Raw genomic sequence first — 24066 nt, forward strand, 5'->3', positions numbered from 1 at the left:
GGGCTGCATAGGATCACGCGCATGGAGGACGGCCCCCCGGAGCACGGCGGCCCCGAGCCCGGCGCCCCGGAGCACGGCGGCCCCGTCTCGCGGCGCAGGGCCCTCGCCTTGGGCGCGGGCGGGGCCGCCGCGCTGCTCGCGGGCGGCGCCGGCGTGCTCGGCGCCCGGTCCGGCGGCGGCGCGCCGGACGGCCGCGCGTCCCGGGACGGCGCGTCCACGGCGGCCGGGACGTTCAGCCCCGGCGCCGCCGCCGCCGTCCTCGCCAACCGGACGCGAGCCGTCCGGAGCGGCGACCGCGTCGCCTTCCTCGCCACGGTGAGCGACGCGCCGAAGGCGTTCCAGGACGTCCAGTCCCGCATGTACGACAACCTCCGCAAGCTCCCGCTGGAGGGCTGGCAGGAGCGCCTCTCCGGCACGCAGGCCGTGCACGGGGACAGCGCGGTCGTCCGCGTGGAGATGCGCTACAAGCTGCGGGGGTTCGACAAGGGCCATGTGGCCCGCACCCGGTACCTCACCCTCGCCCCCGATTTCGGCACGTGGACGATCGTCGGAGACGGGACGTCCCGCGGCCTCACCGACGACGCCGACATCTGGGACGGCGGCCCGCTCACCGTGGTCAGAGGCCGCGCCACCCTCGCCATCGGCGACACCACCGGCCTCGAAGGCATCGCCGAGCGCCTGGACGCCGCCGTGCCCGTCGTCACCGGCGTCGTCGGCCGGGGCTGGGCGCAGCGGGTCGTCGCGCTCGTCCCCGCCGACCCGCGGCTCGCGTCCGCGCTCGCGGGCCCCGGCCAGAGCCTCGACGAGATCGCCGCCCTCGCCGCCGTCGCGCCCTCGGCCGGCGGACCGGGCGGAGCGGGCCGCGGCGAGGACCGCGTCATCGTCTCCCCCGGCACCTTCGGCCGGCTCAACGAACTGGGCCGCGACGTGGTCCTCACGCACGAGCTGACCCACGTCGCCACCGGCGGCGCCCGCGACCGGCGGACCCCGCTGTGGCTCATCGAGGGCTTCGCCGACTACGTCGGCTACCGGCGGGCCGGGATCGGCGTCCGGTCGGCGGCCGGCGAGCTGCGCCGCGAGGTCGCCGCGGGACGGCTCCCGGCCGCGCTGCCGGCGGCCGCCGACTTCGCGGGCGGCTCCCCGCGCCTCTCCCAGTCCTACCAGGAGGCCTGGCTCGCCTGCCGGATGGTCGCCGACCGGTACGGTGAGGCGACGCTCGTGCGGCTCTACCGGGCCGCCGGGCGCGCCCCCGAGGCCGCCGCGCTGCGCGACGCGCTCGGCCTCAACCGCGACCGCTTCACCACCCTGTGGCGCGACTATGTGAAGAAGGAGCTCGCATGAGCGCAGCGAACCGGGTGGAGCCGGGGGCCGTCCCCCCGCCGGAGGCGGACGCGAGCGGGACGCGGCGCCCCCGCGTCGCCGCCGGCACCGCCGCCGCCGTGCTGTTCGTCGCCGTGGGCGCGGTGCTCGCGCTGACCACCCCGTGGAACCCGCTGCCCGGCCGCGTCCCCGGCGGGCACGCCGCCGCCGACCCCGCGCTCGACTTCTCCCCCGCCGAGATCGCCCGCTCCAGGGCGTTCGACTCCGCCGTCAACCCGCCCGCCTACGCGGGGCTCCTGGCCGGCCTCGCGGTGGTCCTCGTCCTCGGCCTCACTCCGCTCGGCGCCCGCCTCATCGGCCGCGTCACGGCCCGCGTCCGCCGCCGTCCGCTCCGCGTCGTCCTCGCCGTCCTCGCGCTGACGACGGTGCTGCGCCTCGCCGGGCTCCCGTTCGACGTCTGGAGCGAGTCGGTCCTGCGCCGCTACGGGCTGTCCACGCAGAGCTGGCCCGCCTGGCTCGTCGACCAGCTCAAGTCGCTCGGCGTCACCTGGGTCGTCTACACGATCGCGCTGCTGCTCCTCTACGCGCTCGTCCGCCGCTTCCCCCGCTACTGGTGGACGGGCGCCGCCGCCGGCGGGTTCGTCCTCGTCGTCCTCGTGTCGTTCATCTACCCGGTCGCCGTCGAGCCGGTCTTCAACAAGTTCCACTCGCTGGAGCGGGGGCCGCTGCGCAGCGACCTCCTCGCCATGGCGGAACGGGACGGCGTGCCCGTGCGGGACGTCCTCGTCGCGGACGCCTCCCGCCGGACGACGGCGCTGAACGCCTACGTGTCCGGTTTCGGCTCCACGCGCCGCATCGTCCTCTACGACACGCTGCTGAAGTCGCCGCGCCCGCGGATCGAGTCGATCGTCGGGCACGAGCTGGGCCACGCCAAGCGCGACGACGTCCTGTGGGGGACGCTCGTGGGCGCGCTGGGCATCGCCGGGGCGCTGTGCCTGCTGTACCTGCTGATGACCTCTCCGCGCCTCCTGCGGCGCGCGGGAGTGGACCCCGGCGGCGCCCCGCCGGAGCCGCCCGGCGGGGGCGGGGCCGCGGACCCGCGCACCATCGCGCTGCTGCTCGCGCTCGTGGCCCTCGGGACGCAGCTCGCCGCCCCCGTGCAGAACCTCGTCAGCCGGCGCGTCGAGGCCCGCGCGGACGCGCACGCCCTGCACCTCACCCGCGACCCGTCGACGTTCGTGTCGATGCAGCACGAGCTGTCCGTGCGCAACATCTCCGATCTGAGCCCCGACGCCCTCGAGTACCTCCTGTGGATGTCGCATCCGTCGGGGCCCGACCGGATCGCGATGGCCCGCGACTGGGCCCGCATGAACGGCGCCGAGGTCCCGCCGCCGCTCCGCCGGTAGGCCGGGGCGTCAGTTCCCCTCGGCACCCTGCTTCTCCCCGTCCTTGGGCTTGGCGCCGTTCCCCTGCTGCGCGGACAGCGTCGCCGCGTCCAGGTGCGGCGCGGTCGTCACCGGCCGCTTCAGCGCGCCGCCCTTCACCCAGTCGTTCCAGCCGACCTGCCAGAAGCCCCAGCCGTTGTCGGGCTCCAGCTCCCGGCTGGTGCCCGTCACCGTCACGGGGTCGCCCCGGTAGCTGAGCTTGTAGAACCACTTCGCGTTGGACGGGCTGATGTTGATGCAGCCGTGGCTGACGTTCTCTTGCCCCTGGCTGCCGACGGACCACGGCGCGCTGTGGACGTACTCGCCGCTGTTGGAGATCCGCACGGACTTGTACACGGTCAGGCTGTACCCGCCGGGACTTCCGGGGGCGACCCCCATCCAGTCCGACGTCATGACGGTGGGGTCCTCCTTGGCCATCGTCAGGTGGACCCCGTTGGTGGTGGTGTACTTGCGGGAACCGCCGCGCCCCATGCTGGTCGGGATGGTCCGGACCTTCTTGCCGTTGACCGTCACGACCATCTTGTGGTTGTCCTCGCCCGCCGTGGACACGTGCGAGTCGCCGATCTTGAAGCCGACGGCGTAGTCCTTCCCGCCGTACTCGTCCCCGCCGGTGCGCACGCCGCTGAGGTGCGCCTGGAACCGCACGTTCGTGTGCGCGGGCCAGTACTGCCTCGTCCGGAAGACGACCTGCCGGTCCCCGAACCAGTGCCACGCGCCCTCCACGGTCTTGTCGGCGGTGACCTCCAGCGCCCGCTCGACCGCCGCCCGGTCCTTCACCGGGCGCTGGAAGTTCATGATGATCGGGACGCCGACGCCGACGGTCTCCTTGTCGTACGGCGCCTCGACCGTCGCGCCGTTCGTCTTCGCGACCTCGGCGGTGGCGAAGCGGCTGGAGACCGTCCGCGTCCCGCCGTCCTTCCCGAGCGCCGTCGCGGCGACGGTGTAGGTCTCCCCCGGCGTCAGCGACCAGCGCGACCGCCACCGCGTCCGGTCCGCGCTGAGATCCCCCTCGACCGCGCCGCCCCCCGCCGACACCGTGACGTTCTCGATCGTGCCGCCGTGGGCCCGGACGTCGATCGGGCTGTCCGGCCTGAGCTTCCCTCCGCTCGTCGGCGACACCGCGAGCCGCACGGCGTTCGCGCCGTCCGACTCACCGCCGCCCGAGCACGCCGCGGCGCCGGCCACGACGCTCGCTCCGACGAGCACGGCGGCGGTGCGCCGTCCCCGCTCCCCCGGTCCTGAGACGCCCACCCGCATGTGGTCCCCCCGGTCGTCCTCCTGGGCGATAGGTCCGCCTGCCCAGCCCGGTCGCTGGAACGGCGCCCAGTATGTGAAAGGGCCGGTACCCGCAAAAAAGCGGACACCGGCCCCCGATGGGGTTCTTTTACTGATCAGTGGGCGAAATGACCCCGGTAGTACTCGAAGACCAGACCGATGGTGGTCAGGACCGCGGCGCAGACGCCGAGGATGACCAGCCACCAGCCGAACACGACGCCGAGCGCCACGGCCGTCGCCGACAGCGCGACGAACAGCGGCCACCAGCTGTGCGGGCTGAAGAAGCCCAGCTCACCGGCCGCGTCGGCGACGTTGCCCTCGGGGTCGTCCTCGAACAGCGGGCCCGCGTTCGCCCGCTCGAGGCGGCGGACCGTGAAGTGGACGTAGAACCCGATCAGCCCGGCGAGGCCGACGGCCAGCCCGAGCGCCGTCGTGCCCGTCCAGTCCTTGGACCAGAGCCAGTACACGACGTCGGTCGCGAGGAAGAAGACCGCGCACCCGTAGAACATGAACGCCTGGACGCGCATCGGCTACTCCCCCTTCGTCCCGGCGAGTTCGCCCTTCGCACCCGCGTACGGGTGGTGCAGGTCGAACGCCGGCCGCTCGGAACGGATCTTCGGGATCGAGTTGAAGTTGTGCCGCGGCGGCGGGCACGACGTCGCCCACTCCAGCGAGTTGGCGTAGCCCCACGGGTCGTCCACCTCGACCCTCTTGCCCTTCTTCCACGTGATGTAGACGTTGTAGAAGAACGGCAGCATCGAGGCGCCGAGGATGAACGAGAAGATGGTGGAGATCTCGTTCAGGCCCTGGAACTCGGAGGCGTAGTCGGCGTACCGGCGGGGCATGCCCGCGGCGCCCAGCCAGTGCTGGACGAGGAACGTGCCGTGGAAGCCGATGAACAGCATCCAGAAGTGCACGTGGCCGAGCCGGTCGTTCAGCATCTTGCCGGTCCACTTCGGCCACCAGAAGTAGAAGCCCGCGAACATCGCGAACACCACCGTGCCGAAGACGACGTAGTGGAAGTGCGCCACCACGAAATAGGAGTCGGAGAGCTGGAAGTCCATCGGCGGGGAGGCCAGGATGACGCCGGTGAGACCGCCGAACAGGAACGTCACCAGGAAGCCCAGCGACCACAGCATCGGCGACTCGAACGTCAGTTGCCCTCGCCAGATGGTTCCCACCCAGTTGAAGAACTTCACCCCCGTGGGCACGGCGATGAGGAACGACATGAAGGAGAAGAACGGCAGCAGGACCTGGCCGGTCACGAACATGTGGTGCGCCCACACGGTGATGGACAGGCCGGTGATGCTGATGGTCGCGAACACCAGGCCGATGTAGCCGAAGACGGGCTTGCGGCTGAACACCGGGAGGATCTCCGTCACGATGCCGAAGAAGGGCAAGGCGATGATGTAGACCTCCGGATGCCCGAAGAACCAGAACAGGTGCTGCCAGAGCAGCGCGCCGCCGTGCGCGGCGTCGAAGATGTGCGCGCCCAGCTTGCGGTCGGCCTCCAGGGCCAGCAGCGCGGCGGCGAGGACCGGGAACGCCAGCAGGACCAGGATGGAGGTCAGCAGGACGTTCCAGGTGAAGATCGGCATCCGGAACATCGTCATGCCCGGCGCGCGCATGCACAGGATCGTGGTGATGAAGTTGACCGCGCCCATGATGGTGCCGAAGCCCGACATCGCGAGGCCCATCACCCACATGTCGCCGCCGACGCCCGGCGAGCGGACCGCGTCCGACAGCGGGGCGTAGGCGAACCAGCCGAAGCTGGCCGCGCCGCCCGGGGTCAGGAAGCCCGCGATGACGATGAGGCTGCCGAACAGGAAGAGCCAGTACGCCAGCATGTTCAGCCGCGGGAACGCCACGTCCGGCGCGCCGATCTGCAGCGGCATGATGACGTTGGTGAAGCCCGCGAACAGCGGCGTCGCGAACATCAGCAGCATGATCGTGCCGTGCATGGTGAACAGCTGGTTGTACTGCTCGTTGCTGACGACCTGCAGCCCCGGCTCGAACAGCTCCGCGCGGATCAGCAGGGCGAGCACGCCGCCGAACAGGAACATGATGAACGAGGTGATCAGGTAGAGGTAGCCGATCACCTTGTGGTCGGTGGACGACATCCAGGAGGCGATGATGCGCCCCTTGCTCGTCCGCGGCGCGGCGATCGGCGCGCTCGGGGCGTGACTCGTCGCGGTCACTTCCCACCTCCCGCGGCCAGTGCTTGCTTCGAATCTGCGATGAACTTGTCGTACTGCTCCGGCGTCACGACCCGCATCTGGAACAGCATCTTGCTGTGGTCGACGCCGCAGAGCTCGGCGCAGCGGCCCTCATAGGTGCCGAGCTTGGTCGCCGTGAACTCGAACTCGTTGGTGTACCCCGGCATGACGTCCTTCTTGTAGATCAGCGCGGGAACCCAGAACGAGTGGATCACGTCGTTGGAGTGCAGCTTCACCCGGACGGTCTTGCCGGCGGGGATCGTCATGACCGGCTTGCCCGGAGCGGGCCCGTTGGGGGCCACCGGCACGCCGGTGACGGTGGCGACGGTCTTGCCGCCCTCCTTGTAGTCGAACTGCCAGCTCCACTGGTACGCCGTCACGTCGACGACCACCGCGGGATTGTCGGTGGTCTTCTCGACGAAGTTCTCGTCGCGTGCGGTGAAGTAGAACAGGACCGCGATGATGACGAACGGGACCGCCGTGTAGAGGATCTCGATCGGCATGTTGTAGCGGACCTGAGGCGGCAGGTCGTCGGAGCGCTTGCGGTGGAAGAGCACCGCCCAGATGATCAGGCCCCAGACGACGGCCCCGACCGCGAACGCCGCGATCCAGGAGCCCTGCCACAGGTGGAGCATGCGCTCGCCTTGGACGCTGATCGGCTCGGGCAGGCCCAGCCGGGAACCACTGCAGCCAGTGGCGGCGAGCGCCAGCAGCCCTAGTGCACCGGCGCTTTTCAATGCGCGGCGACTGCGCACAGGCGTACGCCGCTCCCCAGAGCGGGTCGGACTCACGGAATGCCTTCCCCACGGATGAAGCCCGGTCGGCCGGGCGGTGAGATCACTGTTTACACGTGTGGTGGACACCCTAGCGCGAGGGTCGCCGGAACCCCCGATCGGGTGCCCGGTTAGTGTTTCCGCGTGGCCGATCCGAGCACGCCGGGCGCCCCTTCCCGGGCCGCCTACTTCGACGCCGCGTCCACCGAGCCGCCGCACCCGGCGGGACGGGCCGCGCTCCTCGCGGCGCTGGACGCGGGCTGGGCCGATCCCGCGCGGCTCTACGGGACGGCGCGCGGCGCGCGGCTCCTGCTGGACCGGGCCCGCGCACGCGTCGCGGGCGTCGTCGGCGCGCGCGCCGACGAGGTGTCGTTCACGTCCTCGGGCACCCAGGCGGTGCACCTGGCGGTCCTCGGGGGGCTCCAGGCGCGCCGGCGGGTCGGGCGGCACCTGGTGGTGAGCGCGGTGGAGCACTCCAGCGTGCTGCACGCCGCCGAGCGGCACGAGCGCGACGGCGGCGAGGTGACCGTCGTCGGCGTCGACCGCGCGGGCCGCGCCGACCCGGAGGAGTTCGCCGCGGCGCTGCGCCCGGACACCGCGCTCGCGTGCCTGCAGTCGGCCAACCACGAGGTCGGCACCGTCCAGCCCGTCGACGAGGCGGCGGCGGCCTGCCGCGCCGCCCGCGTCCCGCTGTTCGTGGACGCCGCCCAGTCCCTCGGGCGCGCCGGCGTCCCCGGCGGCTGGTCGTTCCTCGCCGGCAGCGCCCACAAGTGGGGCGGGCCCGCGGGCGTCGGCGTCCTCGCCGTGCGCAAGGGCGCCCGGTGGCGTTCGCCGCTGCCGGACGACGAGCGGGAGGGGCGCCGCGTCCCCGGGTTCGAGAACGTTCCCGCCATCGCGGCGGCGGCGGCCGCGCTGGAGGCGTACCGTGCGGATATGGCGGCGGACGCGCCGCGCGTCTCCGCGCTGGTGGACCGCATCCGCGCGGAGGTGCCGCGGACCGTGCCCGACGTCGAGGTGGTCGGCGACCCTGTCCGGCGGCTGCCGCACCTGGTGACGTTCTCGTGCCTGTACGTCGAGGGCGAGGCGCTGCTGACCGAACTCGACCGGCTGGGTTTCGCGGTTTCCTCCGGCAGCTCGTGCACGGCGGATACGCTGCGTCCCAGTCACGTGCTTGAGGCGATGGGAGTGATTACCCATGGGAACGTCCGGGTATCGCTGCCGCGTGGCGTCGACGCGGCGGACGTCGACCGGTTCCTCTCCGTGCTCCCGGGCGCCGTCGCCCGCCTCCGCGAGACGATGAGGACGGCCGGACGATGACCCCCCGGACGATGACCCGCCGGACGGCGAGCCCCCGGACGACCCGTCCGCGGACGTCGCGCACCTTCGAGACGTCGCGCACCTTCGAGACGTCGCAGACCTTCGAGACAGGGAGGCGGTCGCGCCCATGAGGTTCCGAGGCCGCGCCAGGAACGGGACGGCGCCCGCCGGCGCGGCGCCGCCGCCGGAGGCGCCCGCGGCCGGGCCGCCGCCCGTGCTCGTCATCGACGCGCTGGGCCGCAAGTGCCCCATCCCGATCATCATGCTGGCCGAGCGGATCCGCGAGGTGCCGGTCGGGCAGGTCGTCGCCGTCCTCGCCGACGACGCCGCCGCCCGCACCGACGTCCCCGCCTGGTGCCGCATGAAGTCGCAGGACTTCGTCCGCGAGGAGACCCTCCAGCAGGGCGGCTGGGGCTTCCACATCCGCCGGACGTACTGACGCCCGGCTGACGCCCGGCCCCCTGAACGCGAAAGGGCCGCGCCTCGCGGCGCGGCCCTTCCCCACCGCCCTTCCGGTTACGGGTTCGGGCAGCTGACGTGCTCGGCGATCTCGGCGGCGGCGGCCGCGCCGTACGCGGCGCCGAACCGGTCGAGGAACGCCTGCCGGGCGAGGGCGTACTCCTGCGGCCCGGCGGCCTCGAGGGCGTACGCGGCGATGGCGCAGCCGACCTGCGCGGCGCGCTCCAGCGGCAGGTTCCACGCGGTCGCCGACAGGAAGCCGGCGCGGAAGGCGTCGCCGACGCCGGTCGGGTCGGCGACGTCCTCGACGGGGACGCAGGGGACGTGCACGCCCTCCTCGCCCTCGCGGTCGATGACGACGCCCTTGGCGCCGAGGGTGGTGACCCGGACGCCGACGCGGGACAGGATCTCCGCGCCGCTCCAGCCGGTCTTCTCCTCGCAGAGCGCCTTCTCGTACTCGTTGGTGAACAGGTACGCGGCGCCGTCGATGAGGCGGCGGACGTCGGCGCCGTCCATGCGGGCGAGCTGCTGGGACGGGTCGGCGATGAACGGGATGCCGCGCGTCCGGCACTCGGCGGTGTGCCGGAGCATCGCGTCGGGGTCGTTGGGGCTGACGACGACGAGGTCGAGCCCGCCGACGCGGTCGGCGACCGGCTTCAGCTCGATGGAGCGGGCCTCGCTCATCGCGCCGGCGTAGAACGTGGCGATCTGGTTCTGGTCCTGGTCGGTGGTGCACAGGAACCGGGCCGTGTGGTGGACGTCCGACACGTGCACGGACGCGGTGTCGACCGCGTGCCGTTCGAGCCAGGACCGGTAGTCGGCGAAGTCGTCGCCGACGGAGCCGACGAGGACCGACTCCTTGCCGAGGCTGCCCATGCCGAAGCAGATGTTGGCGGCGATGCCGCCGCGGCGGATCTCCAGCTCGTCCACCAGGAAGGACAGCGACACCCGGTCCAGCTGGTCGGGCAGGAGCTGGTCGGTGAACCTGCCGGGGAAGGTCATCAGATGGTCGGTCGCAATGGAGCCAGTCACGGCGATGCGCACGGCGTCGCTCTCCTCGTCGTGGTCGTCCGGCTGTTCACCGGCTGTTTCGAACCCGGAAAGACTACTTCGTTCCCATCGCACCGCGGATCACGACCGGAGCGCGGCCGCGGAAGCGAAAAGGGCGGGCCGGACATATCGTCCGCCCGCCCCTTCGAACGCTCCTCGAACCCGGCTTGAGCGATCTCGCACGCCCCGCCGCGGGCCCGGACTGCCGGAGTCGCCGCGGAGTGCGCCTAGTTGAAGGAGTCGCCGCAGGCGCAGGAGCCCGACGCGTTGGGGTTGTCGATCGTGAAGCCCTGCTTCTCGATCGAGTCGACGAAGTCGATGGTGGCGCCGGTCAGGTACGGCGCGCTCATCCGGTCGACGCGCACGGCCAGGCCCTCGAAGTCCTGGATCTGGTCGCCGTCCATCTCCCGCTCGTCGAAGAAGAGCTGGTAGATCAGGCCGGAGCAGCCGCCCGGCTGCACGGCGACACGCAGCGCAAGGTCGTCGCGGCCCTCCTGCTCGAGCAGGCCCCTGGCCTTCTCGGCGGCGGCGTCGGTGAGGACGACGCCCTGCTGCGTGGTCTCCTGCGTGGTCTCGCCTGAAACCGTCATGTGTTCAGCTCCCGGGTCTCGCTGCGCCGCGATGCGGCGGACTGTCGCTTGTCCTGGAGGACGTCGTACGCCTCTTCTCGTAGGACAACGTACCTCGCTACATGGCCATTCCGCTTATCGGCCGTGTTTAACGCGCGGACGCGGTGCGTTCTACGTCACATCACCGGCGCCGCCGGGATGTGCCATCATTAGTCGTCAAAGCGACGATAAGCCTCCGTCGCGAAGGGAGACCGCCGTGACCACCCCGGTAAGCGACCTTCCGCTGCTGCTGCTCGGCAGCGGCGCCGACCCCGCGAGCGAGCGCGGCGTGGACTGCCCCGGCGAGCTGCCGGCCGCCTCCGACCCCGCGCTCGTCGAACGCGCCCGCGCCGCCAAGGAGTCCCTCGGCGACCGGGTGTTCGTCCTCGGCCACCACTACCAGCGGGACGAGGTCATCCAGTTCGCCGACGTCACCGGCGACTCGTTCAAACTGGCGCAGAAGGCCGCGGCCCGGCCGGAGGCGCCCTACATCGTGTTCTGCGGCGTGCACTTCATGGCGGAGTCGGCGGACGTCCTGACCGCCGCGCACCAGCGGGTGATCCTGCCCGACCTGGGCGCCGGCTGCTCGATGGCGGACATGGCGACCTTCGACCAGGTCGAGGACTGCTGGGACGTCCTGGAGGACGCCGGAGTCGCCGACGACGTCGTCCCGGTCACGTACATGAACTCCTCCGCCGACATCAAGGCGTTCGTGGGACGGCACGGCGGCGTGGTGTGCACCTCGTCCAACGCCAAGCGCGCCCTGGACTGGGCCTACGGCAAGGGCAAGAAGGTCCTGTTCCTGCCCGACCAGCACCTCGGCCGCAACACCGCCGTCCTGGACATGGGCTTCTCGCTGGACGACTGCGTCGTCTACAGCCCGCACCGCCGCGAGGGCGGCCTGGCCCCGCAGCAGCTGCGGGACGCGAAGATGATCCTCTGGCGCGGCCACTGCTCGGTGCACGGCCGGTTCACCGTGGAGTCGGTGGCCGAGGTCCGCGAGCGCGTGCCCGGCGTGAACGTCCTCGTGCACCCCGAGTGCCGCCACGAGGTCGTCACGGCCGCCGACCGGATCGGCTCGACCGAGTACATCATCAAGGCGATCGAGGCGGCCGAGCCCGGTTCGTCCTGGGCGATCGGCACGGAGCTGAACCTCGTCCGGCGGCTGGCCGACGCCCACCCGGACAAGAACGTCATGTTCCTCGACAAGGCCGTCTGCTACTGCTCGACGATGAACCGCATCGACCTCCCGCACCTGGTCCTGTCGCTGGAGTCGCTGGCGGCGGGCGTCGTCCAGAACGTCATCGCGGTGGAGGAGGAGACCGCGCACTACGCCCGCGTCGCCCTCGACCAGATGCTCGCCCTGCCCTGACCGGCCCCCCGTGCGCGGCGCCCCCGCCCTCACAGGCCGGGGGCGTCCCACACCGGGAACCAGCGGGCCGTGTCCGGCTCCATGGGGAGCACGTCCGCGAGCGCGTCCCTGGCGCGGGTCTCGACCAGGTTGTTGCGGCGGGGGGCGTCGCCGGGGCCGTCCGGCGGGCGCGGCGCGAACGGGTAGAACACGCCCCGGCCCGGCGCGTGCACCAGGAGGAGCCGCTGCCGCGCCCCGCCCCGGCGGAACGCGGCCACCGAGCACAGCAGGTAGCGCCCGTATCCGGCGGCCGCCAGGGTCGACTCGACGAGGTGCAGGTCGGCGGCCAGGCCCGCGAAGTCGTCCGGCGGGCGCGTGACGAGCGTCCAGCCCCAGCCGTGCGGGTCGGCGGTCGTCTCCGTGCGCCGGGGACCGCCGGCCAGCAGCCGGGCGGCCTCGCGCCGCGCCCGGTCGAACGCGCCGAACGCCCCGCCCTCCACCAGGCGGTGGCAGACGCCGCCCGCGCCGGACGGGACGAAGCCCGTCGCGGCCTCCAGCGCCGGCGCGGCCGCGGGCAGCGCGAGCAGCCGCCCGGCGTCCGGCGGGGCGGGCGCGGGCCGGCCGAGGAGGCCGTCCAGGACGCCCAACGTCAGCCTCCGCTCGCGAGCCGCCAGGACAGCGCGGCCAGCCGCTCCCGGCGCCGCCGCAGCGGCGGATGGGTGGACAGCAGGCCCGCCGCGCCGCCGCCGCGCGCCGCGACCACGCAGCGGGGGGCGGCCGCGCGCAGCGCCCGCAGGTCGTCCCGGGACGCGTCGCGCAGCTCGTCGGTGATCTTGTCGAGGGCGGCGGCGAGGTCGGCCGGCCGCCCGGTCAGCAGCGCCCCGGTGGCGTCGGCGCACAGCTCCCGGTGCCGGGAGAGCGCGAGCAGCACCAGCGTGCCGGCGGCGTTCAGGACCGCCGTCACCGCGCCGAGGGGCAGCAGGACGATCCCGCAGAGCAGCCCGAGGGCGTGCCCGGCGGCGCCCCGGCCGCGGCCGGTGAACAGGCCCGCCCACCAGGTGAGGAAGAGGCCGGAGACGAGGCTCGGGAACGAGGCGACCGCGGACACGAGCACGTCCCGGTTGGCGACGTGCGCGGTCTCGTGGGCCAGGACGGCGGCGAGTTCGGCCGGGTCGAGGCGGGCGCGCAGCCCCTCGGTGACGCACACGACCGCGGAGCCGGGGCCCGAGCCCGCGGCGAAGGCGTTGGGGGCGGCCAAGGCGGAGACCGCGAGGCGCGGCCTGGGCAGCCCGGACGACATGCACAGCCGGTCCAGGACCGCGTGCAGCTCCGGCTCCTCGGCGGCGTCCACCCGGCGGGCGTCCATCGCGCGCAGGACCAGCCCGTCCGCCGCGCGCGCCGACAGGACCGCGACGGTCGCGGCGGCCGCCACCGCGACCGCGCCCCAGACCGGCCCGGCCGGGAACGCGGGCAGCGCGGCGGCCGCGTAGACCAGCGCGACCAGGGCCATCGCGGCGAGCATCCGCCACGTCAGGCTCGGCTCGTCCATGTCGCGGGAGGGCGCCATGGCCCGACGCTAGCCCGCCGCGGGTGACGGTTCAGCGTCCTGCGACGCATAAGCGTGTGACGGGACGGCTACAGGCCGGGGGCGCCCCAGACGGGGAACCAGCGGCCGAGGTCCTCCTCGAAGGGGAGGTCGGCGCCGATCGCGCCGCGCACCTGGAGTTCGAGCGCGTTGTCGCGCTTGTCGCCGGGCAGCGGCGCGAACGGGTAGAAGGTGCCGCGCTTGTACAGGTAGACGAGCGCCAGGGGCCGCCCGTCCGGACCGCGGAAGCCCGCCAGGGAGCACAGCAGGTGCGGGCCGAACCCGCCGGACTCCAGCGTCGAGTTCACCGCGTGCAGGTCGGTGACGAGGTCGGGCAGCTCCTCGGGACGGTGCGTGGCGAGCAGCCACGTGTAGCCGTAGGCGTCGTTGCTCACCTCGACCTTCGGGCCCTCGTCGTCGTCCAGCAGCTGCTGGACGTCCGCCTGCAGCCGGGCGAACGCGCCGCCCTCGGCCGCCCGGAAGCAGACCGAGCCGCGCCCCGTCGGGGTGAACCCCGTCGCCGCCTCGAGCGTGATCGCCGCCGACGACAGCCCGAAGATCTGGTCGAGATCGGGCTTGGCCGGCTTGGAGCGGCCGAGGAGGGTGTCGAGGAAACCCACGGATCAGACTCCCCTGCTGAGCTGGTCGGAGATCTTCGAGAGCTGCGCGAGGCGCTTGTCCAGCGGCGGGTGGGTCGAGAACAGCGAGGAGACGCTGAAGCCCTTGCTCAGCGCCGGGGTGAAGAAGAACGCGTTGAACGCCTGCGCGGACCGCAGGTCGTTCGTCGGGATCCGCGCGATCTCGCCGCTGACCTTCGTCAGCGCGCTGGCGAGCGCCGAGGGGCGGCCGGTCAGCAGCGCGGCGGCGCGGTCGGCGGACAGCTCGCGGTACCGGGACAGGGCCCGGGTCAGCATGAAGCTCACCGCGTAGGCGAGCGCGCTGGCCGCGACGACGGCGAGCAGGATGAGCCCGGTGTTCTGGTCGTTGCTGCGGCGGCCGAACCCGCCCCACAGGCCCCACTGGAGGCCGAACCGGGTGATGAGGCCCGCGCAGATGCCGAGGAACGAGGCGATCGTCATGACCGCGACGTCCTTGTGCGCGACGTGCGCCATCTCGTGCGCGAGCACGCCCTCCAGCTCGACCGGGTCGAGCCGGCGCAGCAGCCCGGTGGTGACGCAGACGACCGCCTTCTTCTGGTTGCGGCCGGTGGCGAACGCGTTCGGCACGTCGGTGTCGGCGATCGCGACGCGCGGCTTCGGGGCGTCCGACATCGCGCAGATGCGGTCGATGACGCCGTGCAGCTCGGGCGCCTCCTCCGGCGTGACGACGCGGCCGTGCATCGCGAACAGCGTCATCCGGTCGGAGAAGAAGTACTGGGCGAGCAGGAACGCCACCGCGACGCCGAGCGCCACGAAGGCCCACTGCGGGACGAACACGAAGAACGCCCCGACGAAGACGACGTACACCAGCCCGAGCAGGAACATCGTCACGAGCATCCGCGATGTCAGCCCCCGGTCGGAGGCATAACGCGTACTGGCCATGCGGCCACCCCCAGTCCTTGCTCTTATTCATTTGTACCAACGCGCGAGACCCGGGTTTTGTGCCTGCCCGTCCGTGGCGGGCGGCACACCCGGGACCCCGCGTCGTCACGTACGGGACGCGGCCCCCGGCCCCGATGACCGGGGGGTCAGTCCGGGATGAGGCCCTCGTCCCCGAGCATGGAGCGGACCTCGTCGATGTGGGCGTCGGCCGGCGGGAGGATCAGCTCGGACGGCTCCAGGCTGTCGGCCGGAAGCGGCCTGCCGACCTTGCGGACGTTCTCCAGGAGGGCGTGCAGCGCGGCGCGGAACGCCGTCTCGTCGCCCGACTCGATCGCCGACTCCAGCTCGGAGTCGAGGGCGTTGAGGGAGGTGAGGTCCTCGTCGGCCACGTCCAGCTGGCCCTCGCCCATCAGCCGGACGATCACTGGGCACCCCCGGGGTTGTTCGGCCACGGGGCCTGCTGGGGGGTGTCCTGCTGCTGCTGTTGCGGCTGCGCGGTCGGCGTGCCCTGGTTCAGCTCCTTGGGCGCGGGACCCTGGCCCAATTCGGCCTTCAGGCGCTCCAGCTCGAGGTCGACGCCGGGGCCGGAGCCCATCCGGTCGAGCTCGGCCTGGATGTCGTCCTTGGGACCGGAGAAGTCCTCCAGGGCGCCGGAGGCCAGCAGCTCGTCGATGGCGCCGGCGCGCGCCTTCATCGTGTCGGTCTTCTCCTCGGCGCGCTGGATCGCCAGGCCGACGTCGCCCATCTCCTCGGAGATGCCGGAGAAAGCCTCGTTGATCTTGGTCTGCGCCTCGGCGGCCGTGTAGGTCGCCTTGATGGTCTCCTTGCGCGTGCGGAAGGAGTCGACCTTGGCCTGCAGCCGCTGGGAGGCGAGCGTGAGCTTCTCCTCCTCGCCCTGCAACTGCTGGTACTGGCCGCGCAGGTCGCTCAGCTGGCCCTCCAGGCCGGACCGGCGGGTCAGCGCCTCGCGGGCGAGGTCCTCGCGGCCCACCTGCAGCGCCTTCTTGCCCTGGTCGGTCAGCTTGCTCTGCTGCTGTTCCAGCTGGTTGATCTGCAACTCGAGACGCTTGCGCGAGGTGGCGACGTCGGCGACCCCGCGACGAACCTTCTGCAGCATCTCCAGCTGACGCTGGTAGGAGTAATCGAGGGTCTCCCGAGGATCTTCCATACGGTCCAGAGCCCTGTTGGCCTTGGACTTGAAGATCATCGACATTCGCTTCATCACGCTCATCGCGCGGCGCCGGTCCCTTCGTGCTGTCGCCTCAGAGTGAACTGGGCTCAATGACCACTGCTGGGGTTCTTATCACCCTACGCGTTAACGCGCGAGGCAGCCACGATGTTCGCAGCCGGTAGGCTGATCCCGTGTTCAAGCGTCGTACCCCGGAGGCCCCGGCGAATCCTCCTCAGGTAGTAAAGCCGGGAGGCAAGGGCCGCCCCACGCCCAAGCGCAGGGATGCCGAGAAGCTCCGCCGCCAGCCGATCACCGCGCCGGCCTCCGGCAAGGAGGCCTACAAGCGGCGCAGGGCCCAGCTCGCGGAGAACCGCGTCAAGACCCGCGAGGGGATGGCGAAGGGCGACGAGAAGCACCTGCTCAAGCGGGACAAGGGCCCCGTCCGCAGGCTCGCCCGCGACTACGTCGACGCGCGGCGCACCGTCGGCTCGTACCTCATGTACGCCATGTTCGCGATCGTGCTGCTGAGCATCCTGCCGGTCCCCGCCGCCAAGCTGCTGGTGCTGTTCGCGCCGCCGGTCCTGCTCGTCCTGGTGTTCGGCGAGGGCCTGCTGCTCAGCCGCGGCATCAAGCGGCTGGCCGCCGAGCGCTTCCCGGACGAGAACGCCAAGGGCGTCGGGATGTACGCCGCCATGCGCGCCATGCAGATCCGCCGGCTGCGGGTCCCGAACCCGCAGGTGCGGGTCGGCGAGCGGGAGAAGGTCTGACCGGACGCTCCCGCCGGGCGGCGGGGTCCGGGGCGGGTCTCCGCGTCGGTCCCGCGATCATCTCCGGGCTAGGGTCGCAGGCATGGAGTTCCGAAACCTGGGCCGGAGCGGTCTGAAGATCAGCGAGATCGCGTACGGCAACTGGCTCACCCACGGCTCCCAGGTCGAGGAGGACGCGGCGCGCGCGTGCGTGCGGGCGGCCCTCGACGAGGGGATCACCACCTTCGACACCGCCGACGTCTACGCGGGCACGCGCGCCGAGGAGGTCCTCGGGCGCGCGCTCAAGGGGCAGCGCCGCGAGGGCCTGGAGATCTTCACCAAGGTCTACTGGCCCACCGGCCCCGGCAGGAACGACTCGGGCCTGTCCCGCAAGCACATCCACGAGTCGATCAACGGCTCCCTGCGCCGCCTCGGCACGGACTACGTGGACCTGTACCAGGCCCACCGGTTCGACAACGAGACGCCGCTGGAGGAGACCATGCGGGCGTTCGACGACCTCGTCCGGCAGGGCAAGGTCCTGTACGTCGGGGTCTCGGAGTGGCGGGCCGAGCAGATCGAGCGCGCCCTCCGGATCGCCGACGAGATGGGCTTCGACCGGATCGTCTCCAGCCAGCCGCAGTACTCGATGCTGTGGCGGGTCATCGAGACGGAGGTCGTCCCGCTCTGCGAGCGCGAGGGCGTCGGGCAGATCGTCTGGTCGCCGATCGCGCAGGGCGTGCTGACCGGCAAGTACAGGCCGGGGCGGCCGCTGCCGGAGGGGTCGCGCGCCACCGACGACAAGGGCGGCGCCGACATGATCAAGCGCTACCTGAACAACGACCTGCTGACCCGCGTGCAGAACCTCGGGCCGATCGCGGACGAGCTCGGGCTGTCGATGGCGCAGCTCGCCATCGCCTGGACGCTGCAGAACCCGAACGTGTCGGCGGCGATCGTGGGCGCGTCCCGTCCCGAGCAGGTGGCCGACAACGTGAAGGCCGCCGGGGTGAAGCTGGACGCCGACGTGCTGAAGCGCATCGACGACGTCCTCGGCGAGGTCGTCATCCGCGACCCGGCCAAGACCGTGAGCCCGGCCCGGCGCCCCTGAGCGGGAGCGCCCCTGACGGGAGCACCCACACGGGAGCGCCCTGAGCCGGGCGCCCGTGCGAGGGCCGCGGAGCGGAAGCCCCGCGGCCCTCTCCGGGTCTCACTCCGGGTCTTGCAGGCTCATCTCGTACACGAGCGTCTCGCCGTCCAGCAGGACGACCTTGTCGACCTCGTCGGCGCGCAGCCCCCGCCAGTTCTCCCCCAGCCAGCTCTCCGCGTCCGCCTGGGTGGAGAAGGTCTCCTCCGACATGCCGACCGTCCGCCCGTCGGCCCTCTCCAAACGCCAGCTCCACGCCATCGGTGGTCCTCCCTCGTCGCGGTGAGACTAGCGCGTACGGCTCCGAGCACAGCTAGGACGCGGCCTCGATGGCGCGGCGCAGCGCGTCTGGGGTCTCGATGTCGGACGAGGCGAGGGCGGTCCCGTTCACCCGCACGCTGGGCGTGCCCTGGACCCCGGACGATATGTAGCCCTGGCTGACGGTCTTCACGCTCGCGGCGTGGCGCTGCTCCTCCACGCAGGATGTGAAGTCGCCGCCGGTCAGCCCGAGCGGCGCCGCCCAGGCGAGCAGCTCCCGCGTGGTGTAGCCCGTGGTGTTCTCGTTCGCGGGCTGGTGGGCGTAGAGGGCGTCCTGGTAGGAGAGCCAGTGCGCGCCGTCGCCGACGCAGCGGAGCGCGGCCGCCGCCCGCAGCGAGTTGTCGTGCGCCGGCTGGACGCTCTCGCCGAAGATCAGCATCGGGTGGAACACGACCTTGGCGCGTCCCTCGACCGCCATCTGCTTCAGCATCGGATCGTGCTTGCGGTCGAACGCGCCGCAGGGCGGGCAGGCGAAGTCCTCGTAGACGTCGACGACGGGCGCGGTGACGCCCGGCCGGGCCATGGCGAGGCTCCCGTCGGCGAGCGGCGTCGCCTCCGCCCCGCCGGCGATCTGGCCGACCCGCAGCGGGGCGGTGCCGCCGCCTCCGCCGCCCTCGTCGCCGCCCTGCAGGGCGAGCACGACCACGCCGACGACGATCAGCACCGCGACGAGGCCGCCGCCGACGAGCGCGAGCACCAGGCCGCCGCCGCCCTTGCGCCTGGGCGGGGGCGGTCCGGGGTGCCAGCCGGGCCCTGGGGGCGGGCCCGGCAGGGGTCCGCCGGGCGGACCGGGAGGGGGGCCGTAGGGCGGCTGCGGGCCGCCCTGGCCCGGCCATGGCGGGTTCGGGGGGTTGCCCACCGGGTCTCCTTCTGCTGTCGGGGGCAGGGTGATCGTTCCAGGTCAGCGTAACCGTAGAGTTTCCGACCAAGATGGACATCGAGCTTCGCGGCGCCGCCGCCGCACAAGGCTGGCCCGCACCGGCATGCCGGTGCGCGTCCTGCAACCGGCTGCGCGCGGCCGGCGTCCGGTACGAGCCGTTCGACGCGGCGATCGACGGCGTCGCGCTGGACGGCCTGCCCCGGACGGACGTCCCCGGCGGCTACGAGGTGCGCGGCCCCGGCGGAGGATTCGCGCTGGTGGCGTCCGGGCCCGGGGCCGAGCCGGAGCCGCCGCCGGGCACGGAGTACGAGGCCGTGCTGCTGGACCTGGCCGGCTCCCCGGAACACCTGGGCCGCCTCCGGAGCGCCGGGGCCGTGACGGACGGGACCCAGGTCGTCGCCGTCCACGTCGACCACCGGCTGCCCTCGCCGTCCGAACTGGAGCGGCGCCTGGCGTTCTGGACCCGGCCCCGTCCCGGCCCGTTCCGGACACTGCTCCTCGGCGGCGGCCGGTCGGGGAAGTCGGCCGAGGCGGAACTGCGGCTGGCCGCGTACCCGGACGTCCTCTACGTCGCGACCGGCCCCGCCCCCGGCGACGACCCCGAGTGGGCGGAGCGGGTCGCCGCGCACCGGCTCCGCCGCCCGGCGTGGTGGCGCACCGCCGAGACGACCGACCTGCCGGGCGTGCTGGGATCGGCGACGGGCGCGGTCCTCGTGGACGGCGTCGGCACCTGGCTGGCCGCCGCGATGGACGAGACCGGCGCGTGGGACGACCCGTCCCGGGTGCTCCCCCGCCTCGACGACCTCGTCTCGGCGTGGCGCGGCACGGCGGCGCGGGTCGTCGCGGTCAGCGACGAGGTCGGGCTCTCGCTCGTGCCCGCCACGCCGTCCGGGCGGGCGTTCCGCGACCTGCTCGGCCTGGCCAACCAGCGGCTCGCCGCCGAGTCGGAGGAGGCCGCGCTGGTCGTGGCCGGACGCGTCGCGGAGCTCGGATGACCGCGGGGCTGCGGCTGGCGGTCACACTGCTGACCGTCGTCCCGCTGGGCACGGCGCGGGTCGACCGGGGCACGGCGCGGACCGCGATGCTGCTCGCCCCGGCCGCCGGGCTGATCACCGGCGGCGCCGCCGCGCTGGTCCTGCTCGCGGCCGGCCCGCTGGGGCTGTCCGGTCCGCTCGCGGCGGTGCTCGCGGTGGCCGCGACCGCCGCGGCGACCCGCGCCCTGCACCTGGACGGGCTGGCGGACCTCGCGGACGGCCTCGGCAGCGGGCGCCCCGCCGCGGAGGCCCTCGCCGTCATGAAGCGGTCCGACATCGGCCCGTTCGGCGTCGTCACGCTGCTGCTGACGCTGCTGGCCCAGGTCGCCGCGCTCGCCTCGGCCCCGCATCCCGCCGTCGCGGTGCTCGTCGCGTCGGTCGCCGCCCGGCTCGCGCTGCCCTGGGCCTGCCGCGCCGCCGTCCCGGCGGCGCGCCCCGGCGGGCTGGGGGCGCTGGTCGCGGGGACCGTCGGCACGCGCGCCGCCCTGCTGGCCACGGCGGCGGTCCTGGCCGCCGCCGCGGGCGCCGGAGCGGCTGCCGGCGGTCCCGGCGGGGCGGTCCGGGCCGCCGTCGCGGTGCTCGCCGCGCTGGCCGCCGCCCTTCTGACGCTCCGGCACGCCGTCCGCCGGCTGGGCGGCGTCACCGGCGACGTCCTGGGCGCGCTCGTCGAGGTCGCCGCCACCGCCGCGCTGGTCGCGCTCGCCGCCGGTCCGCCGTGACCGCGCCCGCGCCGGGCCGCTCCCGGGACGGGCAATGCTTGATCCAAAAGGACGAAAGCGCTCACCGGGACGACTAACATCGTGCTACGTGACGAGCATCAGCCTTGACAGCGCAGACCTGGCCGGCCTCGACGCCGACGCGATCGTGATCGGCGTCTCCCCAGCGGGTGCGGGCGCCGCGCCCGCCGCCGGCGCGGACGCCCTCGACCGCGCGATGGACGGCCGGCTCGCGGAGGCGCTGACCGCGCTCGGCGCCACCGGCAAGGCCGGGGAGATCACCAGGCTGCCGTCGCTCGGCGCCGTCACCGCCAAGGTCATCGTCGCCGCCGGGCTCGGCGAGGACCCCTCCGCCGAGGACCTGCGCCGCGCCGCGGGCGCCGCCGTCCGCGCGCTCGCCGGCACCGCCCGGGTCGCCGTGGCGCTGCCCGCGCCGGCCGGGAGCGCCGGGGACGTCGCGCTGGGCGCGCTGCTCGGCGCCTACTCCTTCGACGCCTACCGCACCGGCGACGGCCGCAAGGGGCCCGTCGAGGAGATCCGGCTGATCGCGCCCGCCGCCGAGGAGGCCGCCGTCGAGCGCGCCCGGATCCTCGCCGCGTCGGTGAAGCTCGTCCGCGACCTGGTCAACACCCCGCCCTCGCACCTGTCGCCCGAGGACCTCGCCGACGAGGCCGCGCGGGTCGCCGCCGAGTCCGGCCTCGCGATCGAGGTGCTGGACGAGAAGGCCCTCGTGGACGGCGGCTACGGCGGCATCGCGGGCGTCGGGCAGGGCTCGGTCAACCCGCCGCGGCTCGTCCGGCTCGCCTACACCCACGCCGAGGCGTCCCGGACGCTCGCGCTGGTCGGCAAGGGCATCACGTTCGACTCCGGCGGCCTTTCCCTCAAGCCGACCGACGCGATGGACTGGATGAAGTCCGACATGGGCGGCGCCGCCGCGGTGCTCGGCGCGCTCGCCGCCATCGCGAAGCTCGGCCCGAAGGTCAACGTCGTCGGCTACCTCGCCATCGCCGAGAACATGCCGAGCGGCACAGCGCAGCGCCCGTCCGACGTGCTGCGCATCTACGGCGGCAAGACCGTCGAGGTCCTCAACACCGACGCCGAGGGCCGCCTCGTCATGGCCGACGCCCTCGTCCGCTCCGGCGAGGACTCCCCCGACCTCATCGTGGACGTCGCCACGCTGACCGGCGCGCAGCTCGTCGCGCTCGGCACCCGGACCACCGGAGTCATGGCCAACGACGACGGCGTCCGTGAGAAGGTGGTGGCGGCGGCCGACCGCGCGGGCGAACCGTCCTGGGGCATGCCCCTGCCGGCCGAGCTGCGCAAGGGCCTCGACTCGGCGGTCGCCGACATCGCCAACATCAGCGGCGAGCGCTGGGGCGGCATGCTGGTCGCCGGGACGTTCCTGAAGGAGTTCGTGCCGGACGGCGTCAAGTGGGCGCACCTCGACATCGCGGGCCCGTCCTTCAACAAGGGCGAGCCCTACGGGTACACGCCGAAGGGCGGCACCGGCGCCGCGGCCCGCACGCTGGTCCAGATCGCCGAGGACGTCGCCGCGGGAATTCTGTAGCGGTCCCGCCCGCTGTGACCTGGCGGAGAGCAGAATAGGTTTCTCATGGCGGCGGGGGCCCGCTACCGGTACGCGCCGCCCCGCCCTGACTACCGGCTAGGGGGCGCCGCGATCCACGCGGCGCCGCGACAGGGGAAAGGGAGCGTCCAGTGGCCAACAACGGCCCCTTCGACATCGTCGTCCTAGGTGCCGGCAGCGGCGGTTACGCGTGCGCGCTGCGCGCCGCCGAGCTCGGCAGGTCGGTCGCGCTCATCGAGCGGGACGAGTCCCTCGGCGGGACGTGCCTCAACCGCGGGTGCATCCCCACCAAGGCGCTGCTGCACGCGGCCGAGGTGGCGGACCACGCGCGCGACGCGGCGAAGTTCGGCGTCAAGACCACGTTCGAGGGCATCGACGTCGCCGGCGTGAACGCCTACAAGGACAAGGTCGTCTCCACGACCGTCAAGGGCCTCACCGGGCTGATCAAGTCCCGGGGCATCGAGGTCGTGCACGGCGCCGGGCGGCTGGCGGGCCCGACCTCGGTCGAGGTCACCGCGCCCGACGGGCGGACCACCGTGATCGAGGGCGGGCACATCGTCCTCGGCACCGGGTCGGAGCCGAAGACGCTGCCCGGCCTGGAGATCGACGGCGAGCGCGTCATCTCCAGCGACCACGCGCTGCGGCTGGAGCACGTCCCGGGCTCGGTCGTCATCCTCGGCGGCGGCGTCATCGGCGTCGAGTTCGCCAGCGTGTGGCGCTCGTTCGGCGCCGACGTCACGATCGTGGAGGCGCTGCCGCACCTGCTGCCGCTGGAGGAGGAGTCCAGCTCCAAGCGGCTGGAGCGCGCGTTCCGCAAGCGCGGCGTCAAGTTCGAGGTCGGCACCCGGTTCGAGAGCGCCAAGACGACGCAGGGCGGCATCTCCGTCACGCTCGAAGGCGGCAAGACCGTCGACGCCGAGCTGCTGCTCGTCGCGGTGGGCCGCGGCCCCGTCTCCGACGGCATCGGCCTGGCCGAGGCCGGCGTCGAGACCGAGCGCGGGTTCGTCAAGGTCGACGAGTACTGCCGGACGAGCGTCCCCACGATCTCGGCGGTCGGCGACCTGATCCAGACGCCGCAGCTGGCGCATGTCGGCTTCGCCGAGGGCATCCTCGTCGCCGAGCGGCTGAGCGGGCTCGCCCCGCCGCCGATCGACTACGACGGCGTGCCCCGGATCACCTACTCCGACCCGGAGGTGGCCTCGGTCGGCATCACGTCCGCGACGGCCCGCGAGCGCGGGCACCAGATCAAGGAGTTCACCTACGACCTGGCGGGCAACCCCAAGAGCAAGATCCTGGGGACGCAGGGCGAGGTCAAGGTGATCGCCTCCGTGGACGGCCCCGTCCTCGGCCTCCACATGGTCGGCGCGCGCGTCGGCGAGCTCATCGCGGAGGGCCAGCTCATCTACAACTGGGAGGCCCTGCCCGGCGAGGTCGCCCAGCTGATCCATCCCCACCCGACCCAGTCCGAGGCGGTCGGCGAGGCACTTCTCGCCCTCGCCGGCAAACCACTGCACGTGCACGGCTGAACGCCGCAC

Annotated in this window: 25 protein-coding genes; 11 read left to right on the top strand and 14 right to left on the bottom strand. The window is 73.1% G+C overall.

The genetic code is table 11. The annotated features are described in order from the left end of the window. Positions 1–21: 21 nt before the first annotated feature. Entirely contained in the window at positions 22–1341 is a 1320-nt protein-coding gene (locus ACA511_RS17415; RefSeq protein ID WP_375025379.1) for a hypothetical protein, read from the top strand. Then, positions 1338–2726 carry a M48 family metallopeptidase gene (locus ACA511_RS17420; RefSeq protein WP_375025380.1) on the top strand — a complete coding sequence of 463 codons (1389 nt, stop codon included), beginning with the start codon at positions 1338–1340 and terminating at the stop codon, positions 2724–2726. Before ACA511_RS17415 ends, ACA511_RS17420 begins: the two co-directional genes overlap by 4 nt. A gap of 9 nt (positions 2727–2735) precedes the next feature. On the opposite strand, the gene ACA511_RS17425 is transcribed toward ACA511_RS17420, so the two are convergent. From ACA511_RS17425 to coxB, 4 genes are all read right to left on the bottom strand, one after another. Next, complete coding sequence (locus tag ACA511_RS17425; RefSeq protein WP_375025381.1) at positions 2736–4016, bottom strand: Ig-like domain-containing protein; 1281 nt, start codon at positions 4014–4016, stop codon at positions 2736–2738. Between the two features lie 140 nt (positions 4017–4156). Then, positions 4157–4567, bottom strand: a complete 411-nt coding sequence (locus ACA511_RS17430) for a cytochrome c oxidase subunit 4 (RefSeq protein WP_375025382.1) — start codon at positions 4565–4567, stop codon at positions 4157–4159. A gap of 3 nt (positions 4568–4570) precedes the next feature. Further along, positions 4571–6160: a cytochrome c oxidase subunit I gene (gene ctaD, locus ACA511_RS17435; protein WP_375025613.1), complete on the bottom strand. Its 1590-nt coding sequence runs from the start codon at positions 6158–6160 to the stop codon at positions 4571–4573. 74 nt (positions 6161–6234) lie between these two features. After that, entirely contained in the window at positions 6235–6993 is a 759-nt protein-coding gene (coxB, locus tag ACA511_RS17440) for a cytochrome c oxidase subunit II (RefSeq protein ID WP_375025383.1), read from the bottom strand. 180 nt (positions 6994–7173) lie between these two features. On the opposite strand from coxB, the gene ACA511_RS17445 reads away from it, so the two are divergent. Together ACA511_RS17445 and ACA511_RS17450 are read left to right on the top strand one after the other, a co-directional pair. Beyond that, positions 7174–8346 carry a cysteine desulfurase family protein gene (locus ACA511_RS17445; RefSeq protein ID WP_375025384.1) on the top strand — a complete coding sequence of 391 codons (1173 nt, stop codon included), beginning with the start codon at positions 7174–7176 and terminating at the stop codon, positions 8344–8346. 127 nt (positions 8347–8473) lie between these two features. Beyond that, the gene (locus ACA511_RS17450; protein ID WP_375025385.1) at positions 8474–8785 is read left to right on the top strand and encodes a sulfurtransferase TusA family protein; all 312 of its coding nucleotides are present in this window, start codon (positions 8474–8476) and stop codon (positions 8783–8785) included. Positions 8786–8862: 77 nt separating this feature from the next. Here the strand turns inward: ACA511_RS17450 and ACA511_RS17455 are convergent, their stop codons facing one another. Both ACA511_RS17455 and ACA511_RS17460 read right to left on the bottom strand, forming a co-directional pair. After that, a complete protein-coding gene (locus ACA511_RS17455) occupies positions 8863–9849 on the bottom strand; it encodes a carbohydrate kinase family protein (RefSeq protein ID WP_375025386.1) in 987 nt (328 codons plus the stop codon). Positions 9850–10082: 233 nt separating this feature from the next. Next, positions 10083–10445 carry an iron-sulfur cluster assembly accessory protein gene (locus ACA511_RS17460; RefSeq protein ID WP_176402738.1) on the bottom strand — a complete coding sequence of 121 codons (363 nt, stop codon included), beginning with the start codon at positions 10443–10445 and terminating at the stop codon, positions 10083–10085. A 235-nt stretch (positions 10446–10680) separates the two neighbouring features. Between ACA511_RS17460 and nadA the strand changes: the two genes are divergently transcribed. After that, a complete protein-coding gene (gene nadA / locus ACA511_RS17465) occupies positions 10681–11835 on the top strand; it encodes a quinolinate synthase NadA (RefSeq protein ID WP_375025387.1) in 1155 nt (384 codons plus the stop codon). Between the two features lie 29 nt (positions 11836–11864). On the opposite strand, the gene ACA511_RS17470 is transcribed toward nadA, so the two are convergent. The 6 genes from ACA511_RS17470 to ACA511_RS17495 all read right to left on the bottom strand — a co-directional run bounded on the left by ACA511_RS17470 (position 11865) and on the right by ACA511_RS17495 (position 16171). Continuing rightward, positions 11865–12461 carry a hypothetical protein gene (locus ACA511_RS17470; RefSeq protein ID WP_375025388.1) on the bottom strand — a complete coding sequence of 199 codons (597 nt, stop codon included), beginning with the start codon at positions 12459–12461 and terminating at the stop codon, positions 11865–11867. 2 nt (positions 12462–12463) lie between these two features. Continuing rightward, positions 12464–13381, bottom strand: coding sequence for a M48 family metalloprotease (locus ACA511_RS17475; protein WP_375025389.1), 918 nt, complete (start codon positions 13379–13381; stop codon positions 12464–12466). Between the two features lie 68 nt (positions 13382–13449). After that, positions 13450–14019: a hypothetical protein gene (locus tag ACA511_RS17480; protein ID WP_375025390.1), complete on the bottom strand. Its 570-nt coding sequence runs from the start codon at positions 14017–14019 to the stop codon at positions 13450–13452. A gap of 3 nt (positions 14020–14022) precedes the next feature. After that, positions 14023–14940, bottom strand: coding sequence for a zinc metalloprotease HtpX (gene htpX, locus ACA511_RS17485; RefSeq protein WP_375025391.1), 918 nt, complete (start codon positions 14938–14940; stop codon positions 14023–14025). A gap of 146 nt (positions 14941–15086) precedes the next feature. After that, a complete protein-coding gene (locus ACA511_RS17490) occupies positions 15087–15365 on the bottom strand; it encodes a hypothetical protein (RefSeq protein ID WP_375025392.1) in 279 nt (92 codons plus the stop codon). After that, entirely contained in the window at positions 15362–16171 is an 810-nt protein-coding gene (locus tag ACA511_RS17495) for a PspA/IM30 family protein (protein WP_375025393.1), read from the bottom strand. The genes ACA511_RS17490 and ACA511_RS17495 overlap by 4 nt, the downstream gene beginning before the upstream one ends. 131 nt (positions 16172–16302) lie before the next feature. Here ACA511_RS17495 and ACA511_RS17500 point away from each other — a divergent pair, with 131 nt between their 5' ends. Next, positions 16303–16878, top strand: a complete 576-nt coding sequence (locus ACA511_RS17500; protein ID WP_375025394.1) for a DUF3043 domain-containing protein — start codon at positions 16303–16305, stop codon at positions 16876–16878. Between the two features lie 82 nt (positions 16879–16960). Then, positions 16961–17962, top strand: a complete 1002-nt coding sequence (locus ACA511_RS17505) for an aldo/keto reductase family protein (RefSeq protein ID WP_375025395.1) — start codon at positions 16961–16963, stop codon at positions 17960–17962. Positions 17963–18061: 99 nt separating this feature from the next. On the opposite strand, the gene ACA511_RS17510 is transcribed toward ACA511_RS17505, so the two are convergent. Both ACA511_RS17510 and ACA511_RS17515 read right to left on the bottom strand, forming a co-directional pair. After that, on the bottom strand, positions 18062–18259 hold the full coding sequence (locus ACA511_RS17510; RefSeq protein ID WP_176402731.1) for a hypothetical protein: 198 nt from the start codon (positions 18257–18259) through the stop codon (positions 18062–18064). A 52-nt stretch (positions 18260–18311) separates the two neighbouring features. Then, positions 18312–19175, bottom strand: coding sequence for a DsbA family protein (locus ACA511_RS17515; RefSeq protein WP_375025396.1), 864 nt, complete (start codon positions 19173–19175; stop codon positions 18312–18314). A 71-nt stretch (positions 19176–19246) separates the two neighbouring features. Between ACA511_RS17515 and ACA511_RS17520 the strand changes: the two genes are divergently transcribed. The 4 genes from ACA511_RS17520 to lpdA all read left to right on the top strand — a co-directional run bounded on the left by ACA511_RS17520 (position 19247) and on the right by lpdA (position 24057). After that, complete coding sequence (locus ACA511_RS17520) at positions 19247–20191, top strand: bifunctional adenosylcobinamide kinase/adenosylcobinamide-phosphate guanylyltransferase (protein WP_375025397.1); 945 nt, start codon at positions 19247–19249, stop codon at positions 20189–20191. Beyond that, positions 20188–20949, top strand: coding sequence for an adenosylcobinamide-GDP ribazoletransferase (locus ACA511_RS17525; RefSeq protein ID WP_375025398.1), 762 nt, complete (start codon positions 20188–20190; stop codon positions 20947–20949). The genes ACA511_RS17520 and ACA511_RS17525 overlap by 4 nt, the downstream gene beginning before the upstream one ends. 34 nt (positions 20950–20983) lie before the next feature. Further along, positions 20984–22513 carry a leucyl aminopeptidase gene (locus ACA511_RS17530; RefSeq protein ID WP_375025399.1) on the top strand — a complete coding sequence of 510 codons (1530 nt, stop codon included), beginning with the start codon at positions 20984–20986 and terminating at the stop codon, positions 22511–22513. Positions 22514–22662: 149 nt separating this feature from the next. Next, on the top strand, positions 22663–24057 hold the full coding sequence (lpdA, locus tag ACA511_RS17535) for a dihydrolipoyl dehydrogenase (RefSeq protein ID WP_375025400.1): 1395 nt from the start codon (positions 22663–22665) through the stop codon (positions 24055–24057). Positions 24058–24066: the final 9 nt, after the last annotated feature.

The organism is Actinomadura sp. GTD37 (genome assembly GCF_041951365.1).
Taxonomy (GTDB): domain Bacteria; phylum Actinomycetota; class Actinomycetes; order Streptosporangiales; family Streptosporangiaceae; genus Spirillospora.

Bases quoted from the DNA above. Each gene is read 5' to 3' on its own strand.
- ACA511_RS17530 (WP_375025399.1), top strand. From the start codon at position 20,984: ATGCTTGATCCAAAAGGACGAAAGCGCTCACCGGGACGACTAACATCG.
- ACA511_RS17520 (WP_375025397.1), top strand. From the start codon at position 19,247: ATGGACATCGAGCTTCGCGGCGCCGCCGCCGCACAAGGCTGGCCCGCA.
- ACA511_RS17495 (WP_375025393.1), bottom strand. From the start codon at position 16,171: ATGAGCGTGATGAAGCGAATGTCGATGATCTTCAAGTCCAAGGCCAAC.
- ACA511_RS17525 (WP_375025398.1), top strand. From the start codon at position 20,188: ATGACCGCGGGGCTGCGGCTGGCGGTCACACTGCTGACCGTCGTCCCG.
- ACA511_RS17460 (WP_176402738.1), bottom strand. From the start codon at position 10,445: ATGACGGTTTCAGGCGAGACCACGCAGGAGACCACGCAGCAGGGCGTC.
- ctaD (WP_375025613.1), bottom strand. From the start codon at position 6,160: ATGTCGTCCACCGACCACAAGGTGATCGGCTACCTCTACCTGATCACC.
- ACA511_RS17510 (WP_176402731.1), bottom strand. From the start codon at position 18,259: ATGGCGTGGAGCTGGCGTTTGGAGAGGGCCGACGGGCGGACGGTCGGC.
- ACA511_RS17415 (WP_375025379.1), top strand. From the start codon at position 22: ATGGAGGACGGCCCCCCGGAGCACGGCGGCCCCGAGCCCGGCGCCCCG.
- ACA511_RS17420 (WP_375025380.1), top strand. From the start codon at position 1,338: ATGAGCGCAGCGAACCGGGTGGAGCCGGGGGCCGTCCCCCCGCCGGAG.
- ACA511_RS17475 (WP_375025389.1), bottom strand. From the start codon at position 13,381: ATGGCGCCCTCCCGCGACATGGACGAGCCGAGCCTGACGTGGCGGATG.
- ACA511_RS17430 (WP_375025382.1), bottom strand. From the start codon at position 4,567: ATGCGCGTCCAGGCGTTCATGTTCTACGGGTGCGCGGTCTTCTTCCTC.
- ACA511_RS17450 (WP_375025385.1), top strand. From the start codon at position 8,474: ATGAGGTTCCGAGGCCGCGCCAGGAACGGGACGGCGCCCGCCGGCGCG.
- htpX (WP_375025391.1), bottom strand. From the start codon at position 14,940: ATGGCCAGTACGCGTTATGCCTCCGACCGGGGGCTGACATCGCGGATG.
- ACA511_RS17505 (WP_375025395.1), top strand. From the start codon at position 16,961: ATGGAGTTCCGAAACCTGGGCCGGAGCGGTCTGAAGATCAGCGAGATC.